At 39.2% G+C, this 19906-nt stretch carries 20 protein-coding genes, 1 tRNA gene and 1 riboswitch; of the genes, 7 read left to right on the forward strand and 14 right to left on the reverse strand.

The genetic code is table 11. From position 1 onward, the window contains the following. Positions 1 to 86 precede the first annotated feature (86 nt). The 6 genes from EHS13_RS35995 to EHS13_RS36020 form a co-directional block, all read right to left on the reverse strand. Positions 87 to 1439 carry an ABC transporter substrate-binding protein gene (locus tag EHS13_RS35995; protein ID WP_155705132.1) on the reverse strand — a complete coding sequence of 451 codons (1353 nt, stop codon included), beginning with the start codon at positions 1437 to 1439 and terminating at the stop codon, positions 87 to 89. Positions 1440 to 1549: 110 nt separating this feature from the next. Further along, entirely contained in the window at positions 1550 to 3151 is a 1602-nt protein-coding gene (locus EHS13_RS36000) for a response regulator transcription factor (protein WP_155705133.1), read from the reverse strand. Next, positions 3144 to 4931 (reverse strand): sensor histidine kinase, encoded by a 1788-nt coding sequence (locus EHS13_RS36005; protein ID WP_155705134.1) that lies wholly within the window; start codon positions 4929 to 4931, stop codon positions 3144 to 3146. The genes EHS13_RS36000 and EHS13_RS36005 overlap by 8 nt, the downstream gene beginning before the upstream one ends. Positions 4932 to 5162: 231 nt before the next feature. Continuing rightward, positions 5163 to 8828, reverse strand: a complete 3666-nt coding sequence (locus EHS13_RS36010; RefSeq protein WP_155705135.1) for a collagen binding domain-containing protein — start codon at positions 8826 to 8828, stop codon at positions 5163 to 5165. A 217-nt stretch (positions 8829 to 9045) separates the two neighbouring features. Then, on the reverse strand, positions 9046 to 9852 hold the full coding sequence (locus EHS13_RS36015) for a transglutaminase-like domain-containing protein (RefSeq protein ID WP_155705136.1): 807 nt from the start codon (positions 9850 to 9852) through the stop codon (positions 9046 to 9048). Between the two features lie 13 nt (positions 9853 to 9865). Next, positions 9866 to 9955: riboswitch (cyclic di-GMP riboswitch) on the reverse strand. Between the two features lie 72 nt (positions 9956 to 10027). Then, complete coding sequence (locus EHS13_RS36020) at positions 10028 to 10726, reverse strand: class D sortase (protein WP_155705137.1); 699 nt, start codon at positions 10724 to 10726, stop codon at positions 10028 to 10030. 376 nt (positions 10727 to 11102) lie between these two features. Between EHS13_RS36020 and EHS13_RS36025 the strand changes: the two genes are divergently transcribed. Together EHS13_RS36025 and EHS13_RS36030 are read left to right on the forward strand one after the other, a co-directional pair. Beyond that, positions 11103 to 11744, forward strand: coding sequence for an NAD(P)H-dependent oxidoreductase (locus EHS13_RS36025; RefSeq protein WP_155705138.1), 642 nt, complete (start codon positions 11103 to 11105; stop codon positions 11742 to 11744). Positions 11745 to 11796: 52 nt separating this feature from the next. Then, the gene (locus tag EHS13_RS36030; RefSeq protein ID WP_162463423.1) at positions 11797 to 12540 is read left to right on the forward strand and encodes a 3-oxoacyl-ACP reductase family protein; all 744 of its coding nucleotides are present in this window, start codon (positions 11797 to 11799) and stop codon (positions 12538 to 12540) included. A 173-nt stretch (positions 12541 to 12713) separates the two neighbouring features. Here EHS13_RS36030 and rpsR read toward each other — a convergent pair whose 3' ends face one another. The 3 genes from rpsR to rpsF are packed head-to-tail and all read right to left on the reverse strand — an operon-like array spanning position 12714 to position 13856. Continuing rightward, on the reverse strand, positions 12714 to 13007 hold the full coding sequence (rpsR, locus tag EHS13_RS36035) for a 30S ribosomal protein S18 (protein ID WP_155705140.1): 294 nt from the start codon (positions 13005 to 13007) through the stop codon (positions 12714 to 12716). A 21-nt stretch (positions 13008 to 13028) separates the two neighbouring features. Further along, complete coding sequence (ssb, locus tag EHS13_RS36040) at positions 13029 to 13520, reverse strand: single-stranded DNA-binding protein (protein ID WP_155705141.1); 492 nt, start codon at positions 13518 to 13520, stop codon at positions 13029 to 13031. A 51-nt stretch (positions 13521 to 13571) separates the two neighbouring features. Beyond that, the gene (gene rpsF, locus EHS13_RS36045; protein WP_155705142.1) at positions 13572 to 13856 is read right to left on the reverse strand and encodes a 30S ribosomal protein S6; all 285 of its coding nucleotides are present in this window, start codon (positions 13854 to 13856) and stop codon (positions 13572 to 13574) included. A 186-nt stretch (positions 13857 to 14042) separates the two neighbouring features. Between rpsF and EHS13_RS36050 the strand changes: the two genes are divergently transcribed. The 4 genes from EHS13_RS36050 to EHS13_RS36065 all read left to right on the forward strand — a co-directional run bounded on the left by EHS13_RS36050 (position 14043) and on the right by EHS13_RS36065 (position 16677). After that, positions 14043 to 14234 carry a YjzC family protein gene (locus EHS13_RS36050; RefSeq protein WP_155705143.1) on the forward strand — a complete coding sequence of 64 codons (192 nt, stop codon included), beginning with the start codon at positions 14043 to 14045 and terminating at the stop codon, positions 14232 to 14234. A 28-nt stretch (positions 14235 to 14262) separates the two neighbouring features. Next, positions 14263 to 14508 (forward strand): hypothetical protein, encoded by a 246-nt coding sequence (locus EHS13_RS36055; protein WP_155705144.1) that lies wholly within the window; start codon positions 14263 to 14265, stop codon positions 14506 to 14508. 128 nt (positions 14509 to 14636) lie between these two features. Continuing rightward, a complete protein-coding gene (locus tag EHS13_RS36060; RefSeq protein WP_155705145.1) occupies positions 14637 to 15296 on the forward strand; it encodes a potassium channel family protein in 660 nt (219 codons plus the stop codon). Positions 15297 to 15327: 31 nt separating this feature from the next. Beyond that, positions 15328 to 16677, forward strand: coding sequence for a TrkH family potassium uptake protein (locus EHS13_RS36065; protein WP_155705146.1), 1350 nt, complete (start codon positions 15328 to 15330; stop codon positions 16675 to 16677). A 382-nt stretch (positions 16678 to 17059) separates the two neighbouring features. On the opposite strand, the gene EHS13_RS36070 is transcribed toward EHS13_RS36065, so the two are convergent. From EHS13_RS36070 to EHS13_RS36085, 4 genes are all read right to left on the reverse strand, one after another. Further along, positions 17060 to 17150, reverse strand: a tRNA-Ser gene (locus tag EHS13_RS36070). A 114-nt stretch (positions 17151 to 17264) separates the two neighbouring features. Further along, on the reverse strand, positions 17265 to 17495 hold the full coding sequence (locus tag EHS13_RS36075) for a DUF951 domain-containing protein (protein ID WP_155705147.1): 231 nt from the start codon (positions 17493 to 17495) through the stop codon (positions 17265 to 17267). Positions 17496 to 17530: 35 nt separating this feature from the next. Further along, positions 17531 to 18418 carry a mechanosensitive ion channel family protein gene (locus EHS13_RS36080; RefSeq protein WP_155705148.1) on the reverse strand — a complete coding sequence of 296 codons (888 nt, stop codon included), beginning with the start codon at positions 18416 to 18418 and terminating at the stop codon, positions 17531 to 17533. A 21-nt stretch (positions 18419 to 18439) separates the two neighbouring features. Then, entirely contained in the window at positions 18440 to 18685 is a 246-nt protein-coding gene (locus tag EHS13_RS36085) for a putative Se/S carrier protein (protein WP_193571469.1), read from the reverse strand. A gap of 125 nt (positions 18686 to 18810) precedes the next feature. Here EHS13_RS36085 and yyaC point away from each other — a divergent pair, with 125 nt between their 5' ends. Then, positions 18811 to 19437, forward strand: coding sequence for a spore protease YyaC (yyaC, locus tag EHS13_RS36090; RefSeq protein WP_155705149.1), 627 nt, complete (start codon positions 18811 to 18813; stop codon positions 19435 to 19437). Here yyaC and EHS13_RS36095 read toward each other — a convergent pair. After that, complete coding sequence (locus tag EHS13_RS36095; protein WP_155705150.1) at positions 19403 to 19903, reverse strand: DUF4446 family protein; 501 nt, start codon at positions 19901 to 19903, stop codon at positions 19403 to 19405. The two genes, yyaC and EHS13_RS36095, sit on opposite strands and share 35 nt — an antisense overlap. Positions 19904 to 19906 lie beyond the last annotated feature (3 nt).

Here is a 19906-nt window from a genome sequence, read left to right on the forward strand (position 1 = left end):
TAAGAAGAAGGAAGTAAGAGCCCGCCAGACGAGTAAAACTCATGACGTCTGTCAGGCTCCTATTCGATTATTTTCTATGCTGCTTCTTATTTATGATTTTTTGCAACCCAATCATCCATGTCTTTAATTAGCTCTTCACCCGTCATTTTGTTAAAGAAAAACTTTTGTAAATCTTGATTAAGCTGATCGCCCCAAGCAATGGTTGTCTTAGCCAAGTAAGATTGAGAATCATACATTTGACCTGCATCGATATATTGCTTTAGTTCATCAACTGCTGGAGCTAAATTCGTTTTTGCACCTTTGTTGAAAACCAAGGTTTTAACATTATCCACCCACATGTCTCCAGCTTCTTTAGTTCCCATGTAACTAAGGAATTTCAAAGCGGCTTCTTTATGTGTAGATTTGCTGCTTATCGCTAACGAAGCATCCGGGTTAAATTCCAATTTGTTCTTCTCAACATCATTGCTGAATGGGTACGGGAAGTAGCCCATGCCAGTGTTATAAAGCTCTGGATTCTTCTTCTGAATGTCAGCTAACGGCCAAGTACCTACATACATCATAGCTGCATCGCCTTTGGCGAACATATCAACAGCACCGTTATAATCTACGCCTAGCTGATCTTTATTACCATTATCAAAATATTCTTTAGCATGAGTAAGCAAAGTTTTCATAGCAGGGTTATCTGCAAACTTAGCTGCACCTGTTTCAAGCTTTTCAAAGAAATCTGGCATGTTTTCAACAAGTGCCGTGTTGCTTGGCAAATCACGTTGTGCCCACATCCCTAACGGCCATCCATCTTTCCAGCCTAATGCAAACGGTGTTTTACCTGATTCTTTGATTTTCTTCGCTGCTGCCATTAAAGCATCATACGTTCTAGGTATTTCAATTCCTAAATCACTAAAGATTTTTTTATTGTAAAATACAGCAATTGGCCCACTGTTCAAAGGCATAATATAATTTTTTCCGTCAGTCGCCTGATTGCTAAGCACGGCTTCATCAAAGTGCTCTTTCAAAAATGGCTGCGATGTAAGATCTTCTAGATAACCACCATCTACCAGCAATTTTGTTTGGCTGCCGTAGTTGATTGAGAATACATCAATAACATCGCCGCTGGCAATTTTTGTTTTTAATAGTGTGTAGTAATCATCAAACTTAACAGGTGTTACTTCTACTGTAATAGTTGGATTTTCTTTTTGGAATTGATCGACAATTTTTTGAATAGCATCGGTTGCATCACTCTTGAAATGCATAAAGGAAATCGTTACTGGTTTCTCGGGTGCTGCCGTTGGTGCTGCTGTAGCTTCGGCTGGTGCAACAGTTGCTGCTGCATCGGATGCTGCAGGTGCTGCTGATTCCGTAGCGTCTTTATTGTTTCCACAAGCTGCGATTAAAGACATAAGCAAGATCGTACATAGTGCAAGACTCAATCTCTTTTTCATGCGAGTTCCCCTTTTCACTTTTCAAGATGTAGAAGACATAGTATTCTTCTGTTTCTTATATTAGCGACATTGCAAACAAACCGTAATACAAAATCTTGTGAGAAGTATGTTCATTTTTTTGTAATCGATTTGTTGCCTTCCTGCGCTTCTCGATATTCTGAGGGTGTTAGCCCAGTAAATTTTTTAAACACTTGGCTGAAATATCTTTGATTCTCGTACCCCGTCAGCTCAGCAATTTCATTGATTTTTTGCTCGGTAGAGCTGAGAAGCTCACATGCTTTCTCCATACGCAGTCGCGTTAAATACTCAATAAAATTCTCATTCGTTACAGCTTTGAACAGCTTGCTGAAGTAGCTCGGTTCAATATGGAACCTGGTTGAAACATCCACTAAGCTAATCTCTTCAAAATAATGCTTCTGCAGATAATCCGTTATTTCTTGTACAGGAAATGAAGAGTCTTGACCTGCAAAATGGATAAAGGCCTCCGAAATCATCGCATTTATTTTATCTATATAGTGTGTAAATGAATCCCGCTCCATCATATAGTACAGAGCATGATAATCAAATATTGTTTGATTCAAAACGGATACTTCCTGCAAAGCACCCGCAATCGTTTCCGTTAATTTCATATACCCATAATGGACATCTTGAATGAGCAGTTCCTTATTCCTTATAGTTCGATTAACGAACTGCTCGACTATGCCTTTGGTTTCCTTTTCATTCTTATTCACTATTGCCTGTTTCATGGCTTTTAGATCAAAGGAAGTTAAGGTCTCCGCATAGGGAGCTGTTGCATCTGTATCTGCCATTGAGATGGATAAGCCTGTTCCATGGAATTTATTCAACCAAAGGTATTTCAAAGCTTGTTCGAATGCGAGGGGAAGCGTATCGATTTTTTCATAGATTCGGCTAATCCCTACAACTACGTCCACCTTTAGCATCCTATAGACCGCTTGCTGAAACTCATTTAGAATCCGATTTATGTTGTTAAAATCGTCTGCTACAGGCATTATGATACATAGTTTCATTCTGTCATCTGCTGTATACACAATGAAGGCTTCTTTTTCAATGATTTCAGTCAAAACATTCTCTAAACTAAACATAAATAAATCGGCATTTCCATGATATTTGGTTTCTGCCACTTCTTTAAATTGTCTAAATGAAACAATCGCAAGCCGGTATTGATTAAACGCCTGGGCTATCTTAAATTCTGTTGCTTGGTTAGCCATATCGGTGTGATTCACGATCCGTCCATGGGAAACGTGCTGCAGAAACACCTCTTGTTTAAGCTTCAAGGAGGTACTCGCATGCCGCTTCTGCTGACGGAGATCACCATCTTTCTCTACAGCTCCAATAGCCTTTGTAATAGCATTATTCAAATCCGTGATTGAAACAGGCTTAAGTACGTAATCACAAACCTCATAAGTTAACGCTGCTTTTAAGTACTCAAATTCCGAATAGCCGCTAATCACAATAACCTTGATCTCTTTATGCATGGCGTAGAGCTTCTCCAGAAAAACTTTACCATCCATAACCGGCATATTCATATCGGTTACCACTATATCAGGCTTGCTGATTTGAATCAGCTGCAGCGCTTCCTCCCCATGTTTAGCTTCAGCGACAACCTCTACGATTGTGGACAGCTCATCAATCAATTTACGTATCGATTTTCTTCCCCATTGCTCATCGTCGACTACCATTACCTTATACATGTTCGGTTCCTCGCTTTACATATGGAATCGTGATAAATACAGTTGTCCCTTGCCCAAAGCTGCTCTTAATACTAATCCCATACTCTGCCCCATATACCATTCTTAAACGCTCATGTACATTTTTCAACCCAATCGATATTCCGGAGAATACACTTAACGTCTTTTGATCGAGGATCGTCATTAATTCCCCTAAATGCTGCGGTTCTATCCCAGGTCCATCATCACTAACTGAGATAATAATATTGCTCTCATCCCTTTTTGCTGTCACAATTATGTGCAGCTGGGTTTTATCAGTCTTTCCCAACGCATGAATAATCGCATTTTCAATAATCGGCTGCAGCACAAAGCGGATCATTTGGCTATCCACTAGCTCTTCATCCACTTGGATCTCCGTTTGGAGGAACTCCTCGAACCGGATCTTCTGAATATATAAATAATTATTAACATGCAGCAGCTCCAAGCCTAAGGTTGACTCCTTGTTCCCTTCATAGAAGCTATATCGAAACATATCTCCTAGCGCACTGCACATTTCATGAATTTCATAATCCCCGTTAAGCACCGCTCTTCCACCAATGGTTTGCAGCGTATTATAGAGAAAATGCGGATTAATCTGCGTTTGCAAAGCAATGATTTGCGCCTCTTTATTTCGTAATTTCGTCTCGTATTCCGATTCAATTAAATCGCTTATTTTGTGTGTCATGAAATTAAAATTTCGTGATAGCTCGGACAGGTCATCCTGCCAGTTATTCACTTTTAAAGTAATCGAAAAATTGCCATTGCGTACAGCCTTCATAGTTTTCCCCAAAAGCTGAATCGGTTTGGTAATATATTGATGCGAGAGTAAAGAAAATAAGTAGATGAATAAAATCACTACAAATAGAATGACCAAAGTTATATTAAGAATGTACTTGCGATTCTTATTCAATTCCGTACTCGGGTATACGATATTTAGCTGTATATTGCCATGATCCAGATAGGCTTTACTGATTAATTGGGTACGGTGACTATTAAAGCTCATCTCTGGCTTCACTTGATTAATCGGAAAATAAGGAACAGAGTATCCCATAATGGCTTCATCGTACGCATCGCTCGTCTGATAAAACCTTTCGCTCTGCGAATTTTGCAAAACAATTACATTGGGGCTGCGATTATATTTTTCAATCATTTTCTGAATGTCTTTGGTTTGGATATAGAATAAAACAGTGCCGATTTTATCGCGAAAATAAATATCGTAAACCGTAATGCCGTATACAAAAAGCGATTTATTCACGCTTTGTTCATTGTAGGTAAACATTAAAGTATGCTGAAAAGGTAAATTTTTTATCTCATTGGCATGAGGTGTATCCTTTTCCAATTGAATCGGATCAAATTGGCTGTTTCTCGAAAAGCTATCCAGCAAGACATTACTTTTCCCGTATATAATAATTTTGACAATATCATCATTCTGGCTTTGCATTAGTCTAAAATAATTTTTTAATGTCTCTCTGCGAGTGTAATCGCTGTTAATATCTCCTCCATTTCTCATGATGTCATAAATGCTCTCGAATCCCCCGCCATAAACCTGCAGCGCCGAAACAGTAAACCGGCTAAAGTATTTATCTAAATTGTCCGTTAAATACGCCGTATTCTGCTCAGCGTTTCTCACCATTGTTTTTTCAAGCAAGCTCGTACTGGTTTGATAAAATAAAAACGCTAATAGGATTAACGGGATCAAGGAAACAACCACGCTAATCCAGACAATTTTTGTTTTGATACTGCGATTCAAGAAAAGCTTGAGCATGCCTTAACCCCCGATGTATAGAACCAAGCAAATACCTTGTCCCAGTGGAACTTCTCTCGTTTATTATATCCCCTCACCAGAAAACGTCCACCCTTAATTGTACTTCAACTATGGATTCAAACAATCCAATAATTTGTGAAAATGATGTTCACTTTTTTGAAAGCAACTAATATTCATACATTTACTGCAAAAAAGAGACAATCGCTGTAATCGGCGACTGTCTCTTCTTTGTTATGAACTAGGGAATTCTCTATCTTCTCTACGTTTTGCAAATCTTCTGCTTAATCCTACTCCAAGTAATATTAATGCTAAACCAGCTAACTCCATATTCAAATGACTGGATTCTCCCGTTGTCGGCAGAGTTCCTTCGGCTGGTGTAACACCTAAAGGTACTTCTTCAACATCAATGTCGATAAAAATTTCCTCCTCATTACCATCTTTATCTGTAATAATAACGGAGAATTTATCCTTACCGATAAAACCAGGCTTCGGTGTATAAACCCACTTGCCATCTGGAGTAACTGTAACCGTTCCATGCTCTGGATCCTTACCAATTGATGGTGTGCTTCCTTCTGGAACTTCAACTGTTCCTGTTTTAGGAACATCCTGCTTAGTAACTTCCTTTTCGCCAACCGGGGTTGGTGTCGGTTTTACAACAGGTGTTGGTGTTGCTGTTGGTGCAAGTGGCGTTGGTGTCGGCGCTGGCGTTGTTATTGCTTCCAACGGTGTTGGTGTTGGCGTCGGTGTTTCCGTTGGTGTTGCAGTCGGCGTTGGCGTCGGTGTTGGTGATGACGTTGTACTTGGATGCCAAGCCGTTGGTGATGGCGTCGGCTCTTCTGATGGTGTTGGTGACGGCGTTGGTTCTTCTGATGGCGTCGGTGTTGGTGTCGGCTCATCTGACGGCGTTGGTGTCGGTGTCGGCTCATCTGACGGCGTTGGTGTCGGTGTTGCTGTTTTTACATTTGTAACTTGCTTATTAATTATTGTATTTTGAGTATTAACCAAGACTGGAATGTCAGTTGAATCAAGTAAATACCCTGCTGGAGCAGCTGTTTCAACTAAAACATAATTACCAGAAAGCAGCTTCTTAAATACAGCTTTACCGTCCATATCTGTAGTAATGGTATTAATTAATGCTCGAGCGGGTAGTCGATATAATGCAAATGTTGCTCCGCTAAGTACTGTGGATGTATTAGCCGCATCGACTTTTGTTACAGTCAGAATACCTCTAACACCACTTCCTGTTCCAGAAGCAGAAGATACTGCTGCAATAACATCACCGATTGTTTGTTTAGTTACAAGCACAACATTATTAGCGCTAAAATCAACTGCATTTGTAACATGGGCTCCACTTTCGGCGGCAATAGTTGACTGATACTCTAAGAGAAAAGCTGTCTTAATTGTACCCGCTAATTTTAATTCAAATGACTGATTACCATCTATATCTGTTTTAAATTCTAGCGTGTAGTCATTCCCTTTAACTAATTCCGATCCTGCTCCAAGCGCCTTCGATACATCTCCATCTTCTTCGATCACTGTTTTAAATAAATGAAATGATTCCTGAATTAAATTTTGATTTTCACTTGGTTTATCTATTATTTTTGCATTGATAACTTCGGATTGTCCACGATTAATAAATATTTTCCAATTAATCTTATTATCGTCCTGTACTCCAGTTTTGTTAACGTACTCTCCAGCTTTATGCACAGTTACTGAAGCGGTTAAGTTCTTAGATTCCGGAGAAATTCCAACAACTAAATTAGCAGTATTTGAGATGACTGCATCATCTAGTAGCTGTCCAGCCAAACTCGTTTTAAATTCAATGATGTACGGAGAGCTGTTAATTCCTTTTATTTTAACTTTTAATAGATTATCAGCTTTGGTTAACTCATAAACTGTATCAACCACAGATGCTCCCTTATCTACATTACCATTTGCATTAATTGTCATTTCATATACTTTAACAGAATCTTGTATTAGCTTTTGATTTTGCAATAGATTATCTATCATCACCGCGTCTAAAAGAGTTTCTCTGTTATAGTTAACTCCGACCGTCCAAGTAATTTCCTTAGTTACTGCATTATATTCTCCTAATTTGTAGCCATTATAGATAGCCTTATTATTAGGAGTGAAGGTAGTTGTTACTTGTTTAATATGGTTAAATGGAGTGATTGCATCTGTCCATTTAATTTCCCCATGGTTTGTATACTGATTATTACTGTCAAGCCAGTCCGTATTGAATTGAGTTTTATAAATTATTGTATACGTATTAGAAACTGCATTAGTAAACAAAATGCTAAATCCATTGTCTGGTGCAGATAGTGAGGTATTCACGGTATAATCCGTTATGTCACTCAAGCTTGTACTACCATCCTTGATCTCAAGTGTTCCAGGCAAGAAGGTTTGTTCCGCTGCATTGAAGGTATCTGTAATTTTCACAGGGTTCATTGTGTACTTATCGCCGTTAATCGTAATTTTCCATGTTATCGTTTTACTTATATAGTCATAACTATCCACGGATTTATTAATAACCACTTGCTGAATCCCTTTAGTTGCCGATTTATTCTCAGAAGCTGCATAAACCGTATTAGTTACGTTAGTGTTATCATTTTCGTAACGAGCCGCTTTTACTGTTTTATAATCAATTTTGTATGCCGATGTTATGTCACCTGGGAATGATAGCGTAAAACCATTCTTACCATTCGCATGTGGAATTGTATTTATGAAATAATCCGTATTCAAAGTTAATAATGTGGGGGATTCCGCTCCAGCTGTATCTAATGAGATTCTTCTTACCTCAATTGAAGCAGCATCGAGTGTCTGGGAATCATCAAAATAATCGTTTAACGAAGCACTTGCTTGTACAATAGTTTTCTCATCATAATTATATTTAACCTGCCAAGCAAGTTTACCATCTGCCGCTGTATAAGTACCCGCAGTTTTAATTAGGTGACTACCCCGTTGAACACTAACTGATGCACTTGCAGTTTTTTCAGCTAAATGGTTTCCGGCTAGAGTAGCCGTATTTTGAAAGGTAGAACTGCTCGTGTTAATTATTGCTGTTTCAAATTCAATGCGATATGCCGTATTAATTGTGGCGGCAGCACCTTTAAATTTTACCTCGATTTCACTCCCCGTTGTTGTAAAATCATAGTCGCCGGAGGCAAGTTCTGTTAGTTTGGTTGTCACCCCTGTCAGACTGACACCTAGATTATAAACAGCGACGCTAACCGGAACAGCTAGTCCCGTTGGAATCGTATCTGTTACGACTCCATTTTCAATAGTGTCCAATGTTTTATTAACATCCACTTCCCATTTAACACTTTTGGCATTATAACCTTGCGGGTATCCCCTTTTCTCAATTATAGAGGAATTACTTGGCCTGAATTGTAAATGGATAGATGTGCTGGAATCTATCTCCGGAAATGAAATTTCCTGTTCTGTTGATGTAATGAACTCGCTGCTATCAAACTTAGTATTTACTATAATTGTTCCTTGTATTTCATCATAATCTGCAATATCACCAGCAAAAGTCATAGTCACTAAATGAGTGGCTTTATCTATTGTAAAACTACCTATCTCTAATCCAGCGATAAGCGGGGTTGATGGGATACTGGTATTTAAGAAGAACTTTTGCGGTAATGTAAAAGTAAATTGACTTCCAACTGTATAACCATGGCCATTTGGTAAAGCCCACGTATATTCGAGTGTTACATCAGCTCCTTGGGCATATACCGCATTCGACACAGTATGACCATCACTATCTTTTACAGTTAAATGAACACCCGTGAGAATATTTCCAATCGCATTAGCCTGCTTATTAAACCCCAAACCATTAGCAAATTGCACAATCAGTAAAGCCGCAATAATTAGAATACTTACTTTTTTCTTTAACATTATTAATCCTCCGCTTCATTATTAATCATTCATTTGCCTATTACTCACAATTATTTTTATTATATTACTGCTATCTGAACAAAATCTGAACAATCTGCCAATTTTCATGGTTTTTCGCAAAAAAAAGACCTAAATCCCGCTGATCCAGAAAGGACCATACAGAATTACAGGTCTAATCATCTTAAATATCATTCGAATTCGTCAAACTATGTCGATTTTAGTAGATTTTGCTAATTTTAAATTCAGCTGTTTTTTTACTCATTATTGTTGCTTTTCCCGCTTGCACTTGAACAGCATCATTCGTAGAATCTACGGTAATCCATTCATTCGTATCTTTTAAATAGACTTGATTCCAAGCGTGATAAACGGTTGGATTCTTCGCATAATACCCCATGACCAGCTTAGTAGGGATACCTAAGCTTCTTGTCATAGCTGCAAAAGTAGTTGCGTAATCGTAGCAAATCCCTTTAGAAGCCTTAAAAACATCATCCAAAATCGGAATATAACCCGTCTTTACAGTCTTTGCTTTATCAAAATCATATTTAAAGTTTTTAGTAATGTACGTATAAATAGCTGTAACTTTTTCTTTATCTGTCTTAGCATTCTTGGTTAGCTCAAGTGCTTTAATGACAGATTTAGATTTCTTATTCCAATCTACCTGTACCATAGATTGCAGAAAAACGTCGTTCTCTTTTTGCATATTTAGAATTACAGTCTCTTGCGCAATTGCTTTATATTTAGTACCGCCTACCGCTTCAGCAACCATGATAGTATAATCGCCATTACCTAATTGCAAAGGGTATTGCGCACCTACCACTAAAATATAATCGTAGTTAACTTTATCTTTGGTAATACGAACGATTGCTTTAGTTTCTTTAGCTTTTGAATAGCTGACTGTAATAATTCCCTTATCCAGCAAGCTCTTGTCTATCACAGCTAGCCCAGAATCTGCAAAGACCGCCCCTGGTAAAATCATTATGGTAAGCGCTGTTATAATAAGCATCATTCTCAGTCGATTGAACATAAAAAACGCCCCTTTTGGTAACTGGCTATCATCTTTATATCTCTATAAAGAAGACCCTATAGTTTTGCGTCTTTAGCTTTCGCTAAATTTGCCTTTATCGTTAGAAAGCAGCGATTGTGATATAGTTTATCTGTAGGACAATTTTACCATATTATTTTCGACATGTATATCTGAATTAGCTATTTTTTTCTATTATTTTCCCTTTTATTATCAAGCGGTGCGTAGGATTCTTCATGGGATGACAGGTTACAAGAGTTATCTCTTTATCCTTCCCATTTCCTTCCAAAACCTGGACATCGGTTGGCAAAACATATAGCTTCTCACTTACTTCATACGTATATTTTTTTTTGCCTGTATCAACCTCAATCAGATCGCCTACAACAACCTCATCCAGTCTATTAAAATTTTTCCCGTAGCTGAAATTTCTGTGCCCGGCAATAGCGTAATTCCCCACAGCACCTGCCTTGCCTGTTTTGGCAATACTCGCGATAGATAACGCCATATTCTTCTTTGTAGCATTGGTTATGATCGGAAGCTTCAGATCGATCTTCTTAATCGTCAGCACTCCTTCTACATGCTTCTCCATATACTTCTCTGCTGCTGTTTTCTCAATACTTACTGGTTTAGCTATTGGCGTATTTACAGGCTTCACAGGACTGATACTAACAACCGTATCCTCATCATTCTGTTCAATGGGTGGTTCTTCCACAGGGGGCGTTTGTGGACTTACTTCCTCGATGCTTTGCAAATTTTGCTGCCATTGTTTTAGGATTTGTCGTTGCTCATAGCTTTCATAACGATCTTTGACTGTTGGGTACAGCACAAGAATTAATCCAAGCAAGATACATATAACGGATACATATTTTTTTATCATCTTTATTTTCCTGCCTTTATAGTTAGTGTCGAGTCTATGGGGTCATTATACTCTCTTCCTCTTTCAGCGACAACCTGACTCCTTGCCCACCCTGGAGTCATCGAGATACTGGGCAGCATTAATTGCAGGCTCGCCGAGTTTTTCTTAAAAATAACATTTGACAAGACCAAACAATACTAGTAACATACTTTTTGTAAGCAACTTTACTTATGGTATTGAAGTCGCAAGCAAGTTATTCTTTTTTTTCTGCTTATCGGAACGATCGTTCCTTATGTCTATATAAAGGTGATGCGGTGAATTTAGATTTACTTTTGTTAATTGATCTATTGTCTAAACGGAACGATCGTTCCGAATAAAAAGAAAAAGGTGAAAATTCATGTCCAAATTATTGTATATTACAGCTCATCCGCACGATCATGAAACTTCTTATAGCTTGGCAGTTGGGAAGGAATTTATTGATGCTTACCGTAAAGCAAATCCGAATGATGAGGTGGTTCATCTTGATCTGTATAAAATAGATATTCCGCAGATTGATGCCGATGTTTTCAGAGGTTGGGGTAAATTGGCAGCGGGTACCGATTATGAAAAATTGTCTAGTAATGAAAAAGCAAAAGTAGGTCGTCTAGGCGATCTGGTAGATCAATTTGTTGCTGCAGATAAATATGTATTTGCTAACCCGACATGGAATTTTTCATTCCCTCCTGTGATGAAAGCTTATATCGATTCTATCTGTGTGGCTGGTAAAACATTTAATTACATTCCGGGTAAAGGCCCTGTTGGCATGTTGGACAGTAAAAAAGCCGTTCACATTCAAGCAAGCGGAAGTGTCTTATCTCCAGGATCAGATTATGCTGACTTCGAAATGGGGCATCGCCACTTAGACGTTATTATGAAGTTCCTAGGCGTACCCAGCTTTGATGCTATATTTGTTGAAGGTATGGCTGCAGCCCCTGATCAGGCTCAAACAATTAAAGCAAATGCTATTAAAAAAGCGCGTGAATTAGCTAGCAGCTTCTAATATCCATTAAAATTCCAGATTATAATAATGATTAAAGGAGATGTTATCTAATATGACAAAAACACTATCAGGTAAGGTGGCATTAGTTACTGGTGGATCACGCGGTATTGGAGCAGCTATTGTGAAACGCCTTGCAAACGATGGCGCAACAGTTGTATTCACGTATGGAAGCTCGCAACAAAAAGCAGAAGAATTGGTAAAAGAAATTGAAGCAGCCGGTGGTCGTGCATTGGCTCTCCTGGCTGACAGCGGTAATGTTGATGCGGTAAAAGGCGCAGTTGCAGAAGCTATAAAAGCTTTTGGAGGCATAAATATTCTTGTAAATAATGCAGGTGTATATTGGGTGAAGCCATACGACCAATTTACAATGGAAGAATTCGATCTTACTATCGCTATAAACGTACGTGCCATATTTGCAGCTGTGCAAGCAGCGGCACCTCATATGGGTGAAGGTGGTCGCATCATTAATTTAGGGAGTATAGTTGCTGATACTAGCATGTTTCCGGGCAATAGTTTATACGGCATGTCGAAAGCAGCTGTTGCTGGGCTTTCTCGTGGATTGGCTCGCGATCTGGCTCCACTAGGCATTACAGTCAACACCATTCAACCTGGGCCCATTGATACAGACATGAGCCCATCTGATGGTCCTTTTGCTCCAACATTGAAGAGCATGACACCTGTTGGCCGTTTCGGTAAAGGCGAAGAAATCGCTGCTATGGTCGCCTACCTCGCCTCGCCTGAAGCTGCTTTCATTACTGGAGCAAAGCTGAACATAAATGGTGGAATGATGATCTAATGCAATAAAGCTAAAAAGTCCAAATCATCCCTTGCCCAAGAAGAGCAGCATTTGCTCTTCCCAAACGAGGTTGATTTGGATTTTTTGTTAACTATTTTATTAGTGAAATAATTAATATGCTCACAAAAAAAGACAATCGGATTAAATTCCGGTTGTCTTCTCTATATAGAAACTTATTCTGTAGTGTATGGTAACAATGCTACTGTGCGTGAACGCTTGATAGCTGTTGTTAAAGCACGTTGGTACTTAGCTGAAGTTCCAGTTACACGACGTGGAAGGATCTTCCCGCGCTCACTGATAAACTTCTTCAATGTTTCAATGTCTTTATAGTCAATGTGAGTAATCTTGTTCACAGTGAAATAACATACTTTACGGCGCTTGTTGCGTCCGCCTTTACCTCTGGAGAACTTGCGATCTGCGCGATCGTCTCCGTCGTTTTGGTTATTAGCTCTTGGTTTGAAGCTCATCGGTTTGTCAGTCCTTTCTCTCTAAAATGGCAAATCATCATCCGAAATATCAATGGGTTTTCCGTCGTCTAAGAATGGATCTTGATTTGAATTATCTCGTGGTGTTCCGCCACCGCTATTGTTGTTGCGGGTATAGGTTGATTCTTCACGATTACCCGTGTTGCTGCTACCACCGCTGCTGCCGCCTTCTTTAGACGATTCCAAAAACCGCACATTATCTGCAACGACTTCCGTTACATACACCTTGCGACCTTCATTGTTGTCATAGTTGCGCACCTGCAAACGTCCTTCAACTGCCGTTAAACGACCTTTTCTTAAATAATTCGCACAGGTTTCAGCTAGCTGTCTCCAAGTGACGATATTAATAAAATCAGCTTCTTTTTCCTTCGTCTGCTGATTCGAGAAGGGACGATCAATAGCTAGTGTGAATTGAGTAACCGCCACTCCCGCAGGAGTATAGCGCAATTCGGGGTCCTTAGTTAATCTTCCAATTAGAATAACACGATTTAACAATCTCGTTCCCTCCCAAACAATTCCGTTTCAATTACTTTAACATTGCATGTCTTAAGCTACATCCTTAACGATCATATATCGAATGATTTCATCAGAAATCTTCAATACACGGTCAAGTTCAACAACAACCGCTGGGGTTGCATTGAAATGAACGAGAACATAAATCCCGTCGCGAAACTTATTGATCTCATACGCCAATTTACGCTTACCCATTACATTGTTCTTCGTAATTTCTCCACCATTGTTGATGATGTTTTGGAATTTTTCGATCGTGGACGTAACAACTTCTTCTTCAATATCCGTCCGAATAATGTACATAATTTCATACTTGCGCATGGTCTTTCACCTCCTTTTGGACTAACGGCTCCCTAAATGGGAGCAAGGAGCGAGGATTTCTTTCAAAACTCGCACCGTAATACTATATCAAATCCCGGGCCATTTGACAAGCATTGATTGTTTTGCCCATGCTTGCATCATTTTCCCCTCTTTCGTTCACAATAATCGAGAACGGAGGTGATAACATTGGGAGAAAAAACGGAATTTACGCAGACCGATACAGCGCCTAACGATGGCGAATACAGAGAAATTGGTGAAAATGATTTCCATATGGGTATTAACGATCCACAGCATATCACGCTAAAAGCAGGCGAGCACTTTCCCAAAACATCGAATCACAATCGCAAATGGGCTCGTGTACCCAAGCCTCGCCATTAATCATTCCGCAAAGTAAGGATGGTCAGCAATGAAAAAATTCACCCTCCTATTCACTTTAATTGGCATTGGGATATGCTTGTTTCATTTCATAGGCTTGGACACCAAAAACTATGTTATTTTTTCCTTAAGCATTCCCCTTTGGATAATTGCTTTTTTTGCAGATGTACGAAACGTCAGCGTGTATTTGATCTATTTTCTCACTATAGCTTCATGGTCGCTACTGGGGTATATTCTTGACCGGCTTGTCATAAAAAGCCGCGCAAATCGCTTGTAAAACTAACATCTCTAAGGTAGCATGTAGTTATACGGATAAAAGTATATATTTGGTATTCGAACTGCACAGGGGGTTACCATACCTCTGTGCTTTTACGTTTGAAATATACATCACGGGGAGGTTAAACCTTGGCTAAACAATTTGTTGTTATCGGATTGGGTCGGTTCGGTGGCAGTGTAACGAGGACATTAATTGAATTGGGACATGAAGTTATGGCTATAGATAGCAATGCTCGCAGAGTGCAGGAATTCTCTTCTATAGTCCAGCACATTTATCAAGCAGACTCAACAGATGAGCAAGTACTTAAAGAACTTGGAGTTAGAAACTGTGAGCATGCCATCGTTGCTATTGGCGAGGACATCCAGGCTAGCATTCTCACCTCCCTTATTCTTAAAGATTTAGGCATTAAAAAAGTAACCGCCAAAGCCGTCAATGATTATCATAGTCGCGTCTTAGAGAAGATTGGCGTGGATCATGTGGTCCATCCCGAACGTGATACTGGAATTCGAGTAGCTCACCAGCTTAATTCTAATAACTTAATTGATTTTACAGAGATAACTGCAGATTTTAGCCTAGTCGAAGTATCTTCCTTCGCATCCATGCATGGCAAAACTTTAAAGCAATTAAACATCCGTGCACGATACGGCTGTACGATTGTTGCTATTAAAAAACCCGATAACAAAGTTATTGTTTCGCCAAATGCAGAGGATAAAATACATACAGGTGATATTCTAATTATTATAGGCAGCAACAAACAAATTCATTACTTTGAAGGTAATTATGAGTAACCCCTATATTAAAGGAGTGATATCTTAACTCATGGTCAATCCTTGGAATAAGAAAACAATAGTATTAAGCCCCTCGCAATGGATGATACTTGGCTTTACCGTCATTATTGGGATTGGAACTCTACTACTAGTATTGCCGATCGCGTCTCAAAGTGGTAAAAGCTTAGGTTTCTTAAATGCTCTTTTCACCTCAACTTCAGCCGTTTGTGTTACGGGTCTTGTCGTTGTAGACACCGGTCAATTCTTTACTCATTTTGGTCAAATTGTCATTATGCTGCTAATTCAAATTGGCGGACTTGGGTTTATGACTTATGGAGTGATCATTGCTTTGCTCCTTGGTAAAAAGCTTGGTCTTAAACACCGCTTCTTAATACAAGAATCAACTAACTCTGCTTCTATTCAAGGCTTGGTGCGACTTTGTCTCAGTATTTTTACGATCTCCGTTATTATTGAAGTATTGGGCAGCCTGCTATTAACCATCCACTGGTATAGTGAGCTTGGCCTCAAACAAGCCCTTTATTATGCTGTCTTCCATTCTATTTCTGCTTTTAATAATGCAGGCTTTGGTTTATGGCCGGACAATTTAATTCGCTACGTTGGCGATCCTGTTGTTAATATTGTTATTACTTTGCTCGTTATCTTAGGTGGGCTTGGATTCATCGTAATCCTTGATGTTATGCGTAAGCGCAAATGGCGGGCCCTTGCTTTAAATTCGAAGATAGTTCTTACCACCTCTGCCGCACTTATTCTTGCTGGATTTGTAGTAATTTTAATAACGGAAATGCTTAGCCCTGCTGTCTTCAGCAATTTTACTTGGGGAGAGCGTTTGTGGGCAGCCTACTTTCAGGGAGTCTCTCCTCGTTCAGCTGGCTTCAATACCGTAGATATCGGTAAAATGCTCGCAGCCTCACAATTTTTTGTGATCTTTTTAATGTTTGTGGGCGGTGCTTCCGGGTCTACCGGCGGTGGGATTAAAATCAATACATTCACTGTTCTATTACTTGCTGTATTCAGTCATATAAGAGGTCGCTCCGATATCCATGTCTTCAATCGTAAAATATCAAATGAAACCGTTTTGCGCGCTCTATCTGTAATCATAATATCCCTAGGTACCGTGCTGCTTGTGGCTTTTCTGCTAACCATAACAGAAAACAAATCGAAGTTTGATTTTATCGCTATACTGTATGAAGCAACCTCAGCATTCTCTACTACCGGCTTAACGATGGGTATCACAGCAGACCTGACATCTATCGGTAAAATAATCCTGCTTGTAACCATGTTCATCGGACGATTAGGTCCCTTGACTCTCGTTTACGCTTTATCCAAGAATAAGGATACCACCAAGATTGGTTACGCAGAAGAAAGAGTATTAATTGGCTAATTTAAGAACTAACAAAAGCGCTCACCTTCGGAATAATCCGTTAGCGAGCGCTCTTTGTTAAATTTACATGCTTACACTACATAAAATAATGGATAATAAAATACATAATCGCAAAGAAAATAATAAGGTAAGCACCATATTTAATGAGATTGGATAAAACTGCACTAGAATCTGACTTCTTTTCCACATGAACCTCTTTTATATCGGAATCATTTGAATTATGCATGGTCTATCACCTTTTTCGTTAGTTTTAATAATAGTTATTTAACCAATTCACCTTTATATGAATCAAAGCAAATAATAAAAGCTCCCTCTACGGAAATCACTCGTAGAAGGAGCTCTTTTATTGGTCTTGCCTAAAAACCAGCGATTGTAATGAATATGGCGGAAAGAGTGGGAGTCGAACCCACGCACGGCTTGCGCCGCCTAACTGATTTCGAGTCAGCCCCCTTGGACCACTTGGGTACCTTTCCAAATCCAATTTACGAACAAAAAATATTGTACCATAGACTACCCTTACAATGCAACGCTTTAAACCCTCAAAGATTGACGATTTTACTGTCTTTTATGGCAGAGCTTCTAAGGGTTTAAAACGAGCTTTCGGGCCCTTGCTCTGAGATTATCTGCGGATTTGAACGAAGCACCTTTTTCAGCTTACTTTCAAACTTAGCCCTAGGTACAAGTACACTATGCTTGCAACCCACGCAGCGAATTCGAATATCCATTCCCATACGAATAACTTCCATCTCATTGCTGCCGCAAGGGTGTGCCTTTTTCATCTGCACGACATCACCTAATTGAAATACTTTCCGCTCCACTTCTAACCCCTCCTATTCTAAGCCCCCTAGCTCACTCACCACAAGCGCACAAGGTTAAGTGTCTCCTTCTGTTCAAAAGCCTTTACTGCCGCTTCCTTAATCGCCCTCGTGACGGCTCCTTGCGTATTGGGCTTGCATTCCACTTGTATCCTCAAGATAACCTCCGATTGACCGATCACTTCAACGCCAAGTAATTCAGGTAGCCTAACCATATCTGTATTTCCATCATAGAGCTCTGTTAGCATAACTTTTAGCAGCTCCAAAGCATTCCTCGGGTCTTCCTTATACGCAACTGCAATATCAATCATTGCAATAGAATTATAAATCGAATAATTCGTCACTTCTTGAATGGATCCATTAGGGATAATGTAAACTTCGCCGCTTGAACTCTTTATCCGTGTAACCCTTAGTCCAATTTCCTCAACAGTACCTTTAAAGGTACGCGTTTGTATTACATCTCCAATGGCAAACTGATCTTCAAAAATTATAAAAAAACCAGTTATAACATCCTTCACTAAACTCTGTGCACCAAATCCAATGGCTAACCCCAGTACTCCTGCACCAGCTAAGAGTGGTGTTAAATTAAAACCAAATTGCATCAGAATCAACAATATAGTTATAAAATTAACTGAGTATGTGACGATATTCCCAAGTAAGCGACCAATTGTATTCGTTCGGCGTTGATCAAATTTAAGGTGCTTTCTTTCTCTTTCCACCATCATATGTGCCATTGCTTTATTAGCTAACCTAACTATCACTCTACCCACAATCAATATAACCACAATTTTAATGAAAGTGAATAATACCGTAGTCCACGTTGCAGGATCTGAAATGTTCTTTTTGAGATTATTCCAAAATGCTTTGCTTATACTTTCCTCTATTAATAATTGCAAGTTTACTAGTTTAAAAACAAAGTTTTGCATATTTATCTCCTCTCCAGAACATTAAAAGGATATATCGATGGTAACATACTTGTTTTCTTGCTTCAAATAAATTCCACGGATATCGACCTTCTCTGAGCTAATAACCTGCTTGACTAAGTCTAAGTCCTCATCAGGAAACTCAATAGAGATAGCGCAGCCAGCCGTGATTTCCTTGGGTGTCGGACGAATATCAATATCAATATCTACATATTCCAATAACATCTCAGCTCTTAATGCTTGCTGTGTTGAATCAAATGCAATGAGCATAATAGTCACACTTTCTTAGGAAAGTTATATAAATAACTTATTTATTCAAGTGAATTACCAGTTTCATGTATAAATAGAGTCCTTCGTTCGTATACTAATATAAATGATAAGTTTGGAGGATTACTATGACGTTAACTTTTGATGCTGCTATTTCAGCAGCAAGCTGTGTTCCATTGAAGGTCGCTTATACCGAAACCAAAGGTGGCCAAATGCTTACCCATCATCTATCGGACTTATTCTCAAAAATCCCACAACAGCACGCCATCGTTTTTGTCTGCATAGGTACCGATCGTTCTACTGGAGATGCATTAGGTCCATTAGTTGGATCTCGCTTACGCAAGTATAACTATTCCGATATTCAATTATACGGAACTCTAGATGAGCCAGTTCATGCTATGAATTTACAGGATACCTTAACCTCTATTCATAATCAACACCAGCAGCCCTACTTGATCGGAATTGATGCTTGCCTGGGTCAGGTTTCGAGTATCGGGAATATTCAGTTAGGCTTTGGTCCACTTAAGCCAGGCGCGGGCGTTAATAAACAACTTCCCCCCGTAGGACATATACACATTACTGGAACGGTTAATGTCGGTGGGTTTATGGAGTATTTTGTTCTACAGAACACTCGTTTAAGTCTAGTTGTCAACATGTCTGAAGTAATTGCGAAATCAATCTATATTGCTTTATTACGCTCCAACAGAATACGTTTGTTTTCTAAGCATTCGACTTCACAGCAATTTGATCAATAAGCGTCTTCTCTTCAGGAGATAAGCTGTACGTCGATTGTCCCTTTTCTACTGGCTTTGCGTAAATGAAAGTCTGCTCTCTTCCATGAATACCTGTTAACACGACACCATCCTGCTGATCATCCAGTATCGCTATCGAAAAACTCAAATCGCTGCCACCATCTTGAGAAAATGCATTGTAGCGCTGAACACCTAAATGCGATTTCATTTTTTTCATCTGCTGTTTGATTTGATCCACTTCCGCTTGCTGTGAATTGTTTTGTTGGGTTAGTTGGTTGATATTATTTTGCAGACCAATGAGTACCTGTTCAACGTTTTCAGCATTCCCACCATTGATCATTTGATTATATCTTGTTCGCACTGATTTGAGCTGTCTCATATTTATTAGTAATAGAATGAGTAAGATAATGAATAAAGCAGTAAAGCTTATTATAACAATTCCTTGATCTAAATCTGTAAGAACCCCCATGAT

It is taken from the genome of Paenibacillus psychroresistens (genome assembly GCF_009728935.1).
Taxonomy (GTDB): Bacteria; Bacillota; Bacilli; order Paenibacillales; family NBRC-103111; genus Paenibacillus_AC; species Paenibacillus_AC psychroresistens.

Bases quoted from the DNA above. Each gene is read 5' to 3' on its own strand.
- EHS13_RS35995 (WP_155705132.1), bottom strand. From the start codon at position 1,439: ATGAAAAAGAGATTGAGTCTTGCACTATGTACGATCTTGCTTATGTCT.
- EHS13_RS36000 (WP_155705133.1), bottom strand. From the start codon at position 3,151: ATGTATAAGGTAATGGTAGTCGACGATGAGCAATGGGGAAGAAAATCG.
- EHS13_RS36005 (WP_155705134.1), bottom strand. From the start codon at position 4,931: ATGCTCAAGCTTTTCTTGAATCGCAGTATCAAAACAAAAATTGTCTGG.
- EHS13_RS36010 (WP_155705135.1), bottom strand. From the start codon at position 8,828: ATGTTAAAGAAAAAAGTAAGTATTCTAATTATTGCGGCTTTACTGATT.
- EHS13_RS36015 (WP_155705136.1), bottom strand. From the start codon at position 9,852: ATGTTCAATCGACTGAGAATGATGCTTATTATAACAGCGCTTACCATA.
- EHS13_RS36020 (WP_155705137.1), bottom strand. From the start codon at position 10,726: ATGATAAAAAAATATGTATCCGTTATATGTATCTTGCTTGGATTAATT.
- EHS13_RS36025 (WP_155705138.1), top strand. From the start codon at position 11,103: ATGTCCAAATTATTGTATATTACAGCTCATCCGCACGATCATGAAACT.
- EHS13_RS36030 (WP_162463423.1), top strand. From the start codon at position 11,797: ATGACAAAAACACTATCAGGTAAGGTGGCATTAGTTACTGGTGGATCA.
- rpsR (WP_155705140.1), bottom strand. From the start codon at position 13,007: ATGAGCTTCAAACCAAGAGCTAATAACCAAAACGACGGAGACGATCGC.
- rpsF (WP_155705142.1), bottom strand. From the start codon at position 13,856: ATGCGCAAGTATGAAATTATGTACATTATTCGGACGGATATTGAAGAA.
- EHS13_RS36055 (WP_155705144.1), top strand. From the start codon at position 14,263: ATGAAAAAATTCACCCTCCTATTCACTTTAATTGGCATTGGGATATGC.
- EHS13_RS36065 (WP_155705146.1), top strand. From the start codon at position 15,328: ATGGTCAATCCTTGGAATAAGAAAACAATAGTATTAAGCCCCTCGCAA.
- EHS13_RS36080 (WP_155705148.1), bottom strand. From the start codon at position 18,418: ATGCAAAACTTTGTTTTTAAACTAGTAAACTTGCAATTATTAATAGAG.
- EHS13_RS36085 (WP_193571469.1), bottom strand. From the start codon at position 18,685: ATGCTCATTGCATTTGATTCAACACAGCAAGCATTAAGAGCTGAGATG.
- yyaC (WP_155705149.1), top strand. From the start codon at position 18,811: ATGACGTTAACTTTTGATGCTGCTATTTCAGCAGCAAGCTGTGTTCCA.
- EHS13_RS36095 (WP_155705150.1), bottom strand. From the start codon at position 19,903: ATGGGGGTTCTTACAGATTTAGATCAAGGAATTGTTATAATAAGCTTT.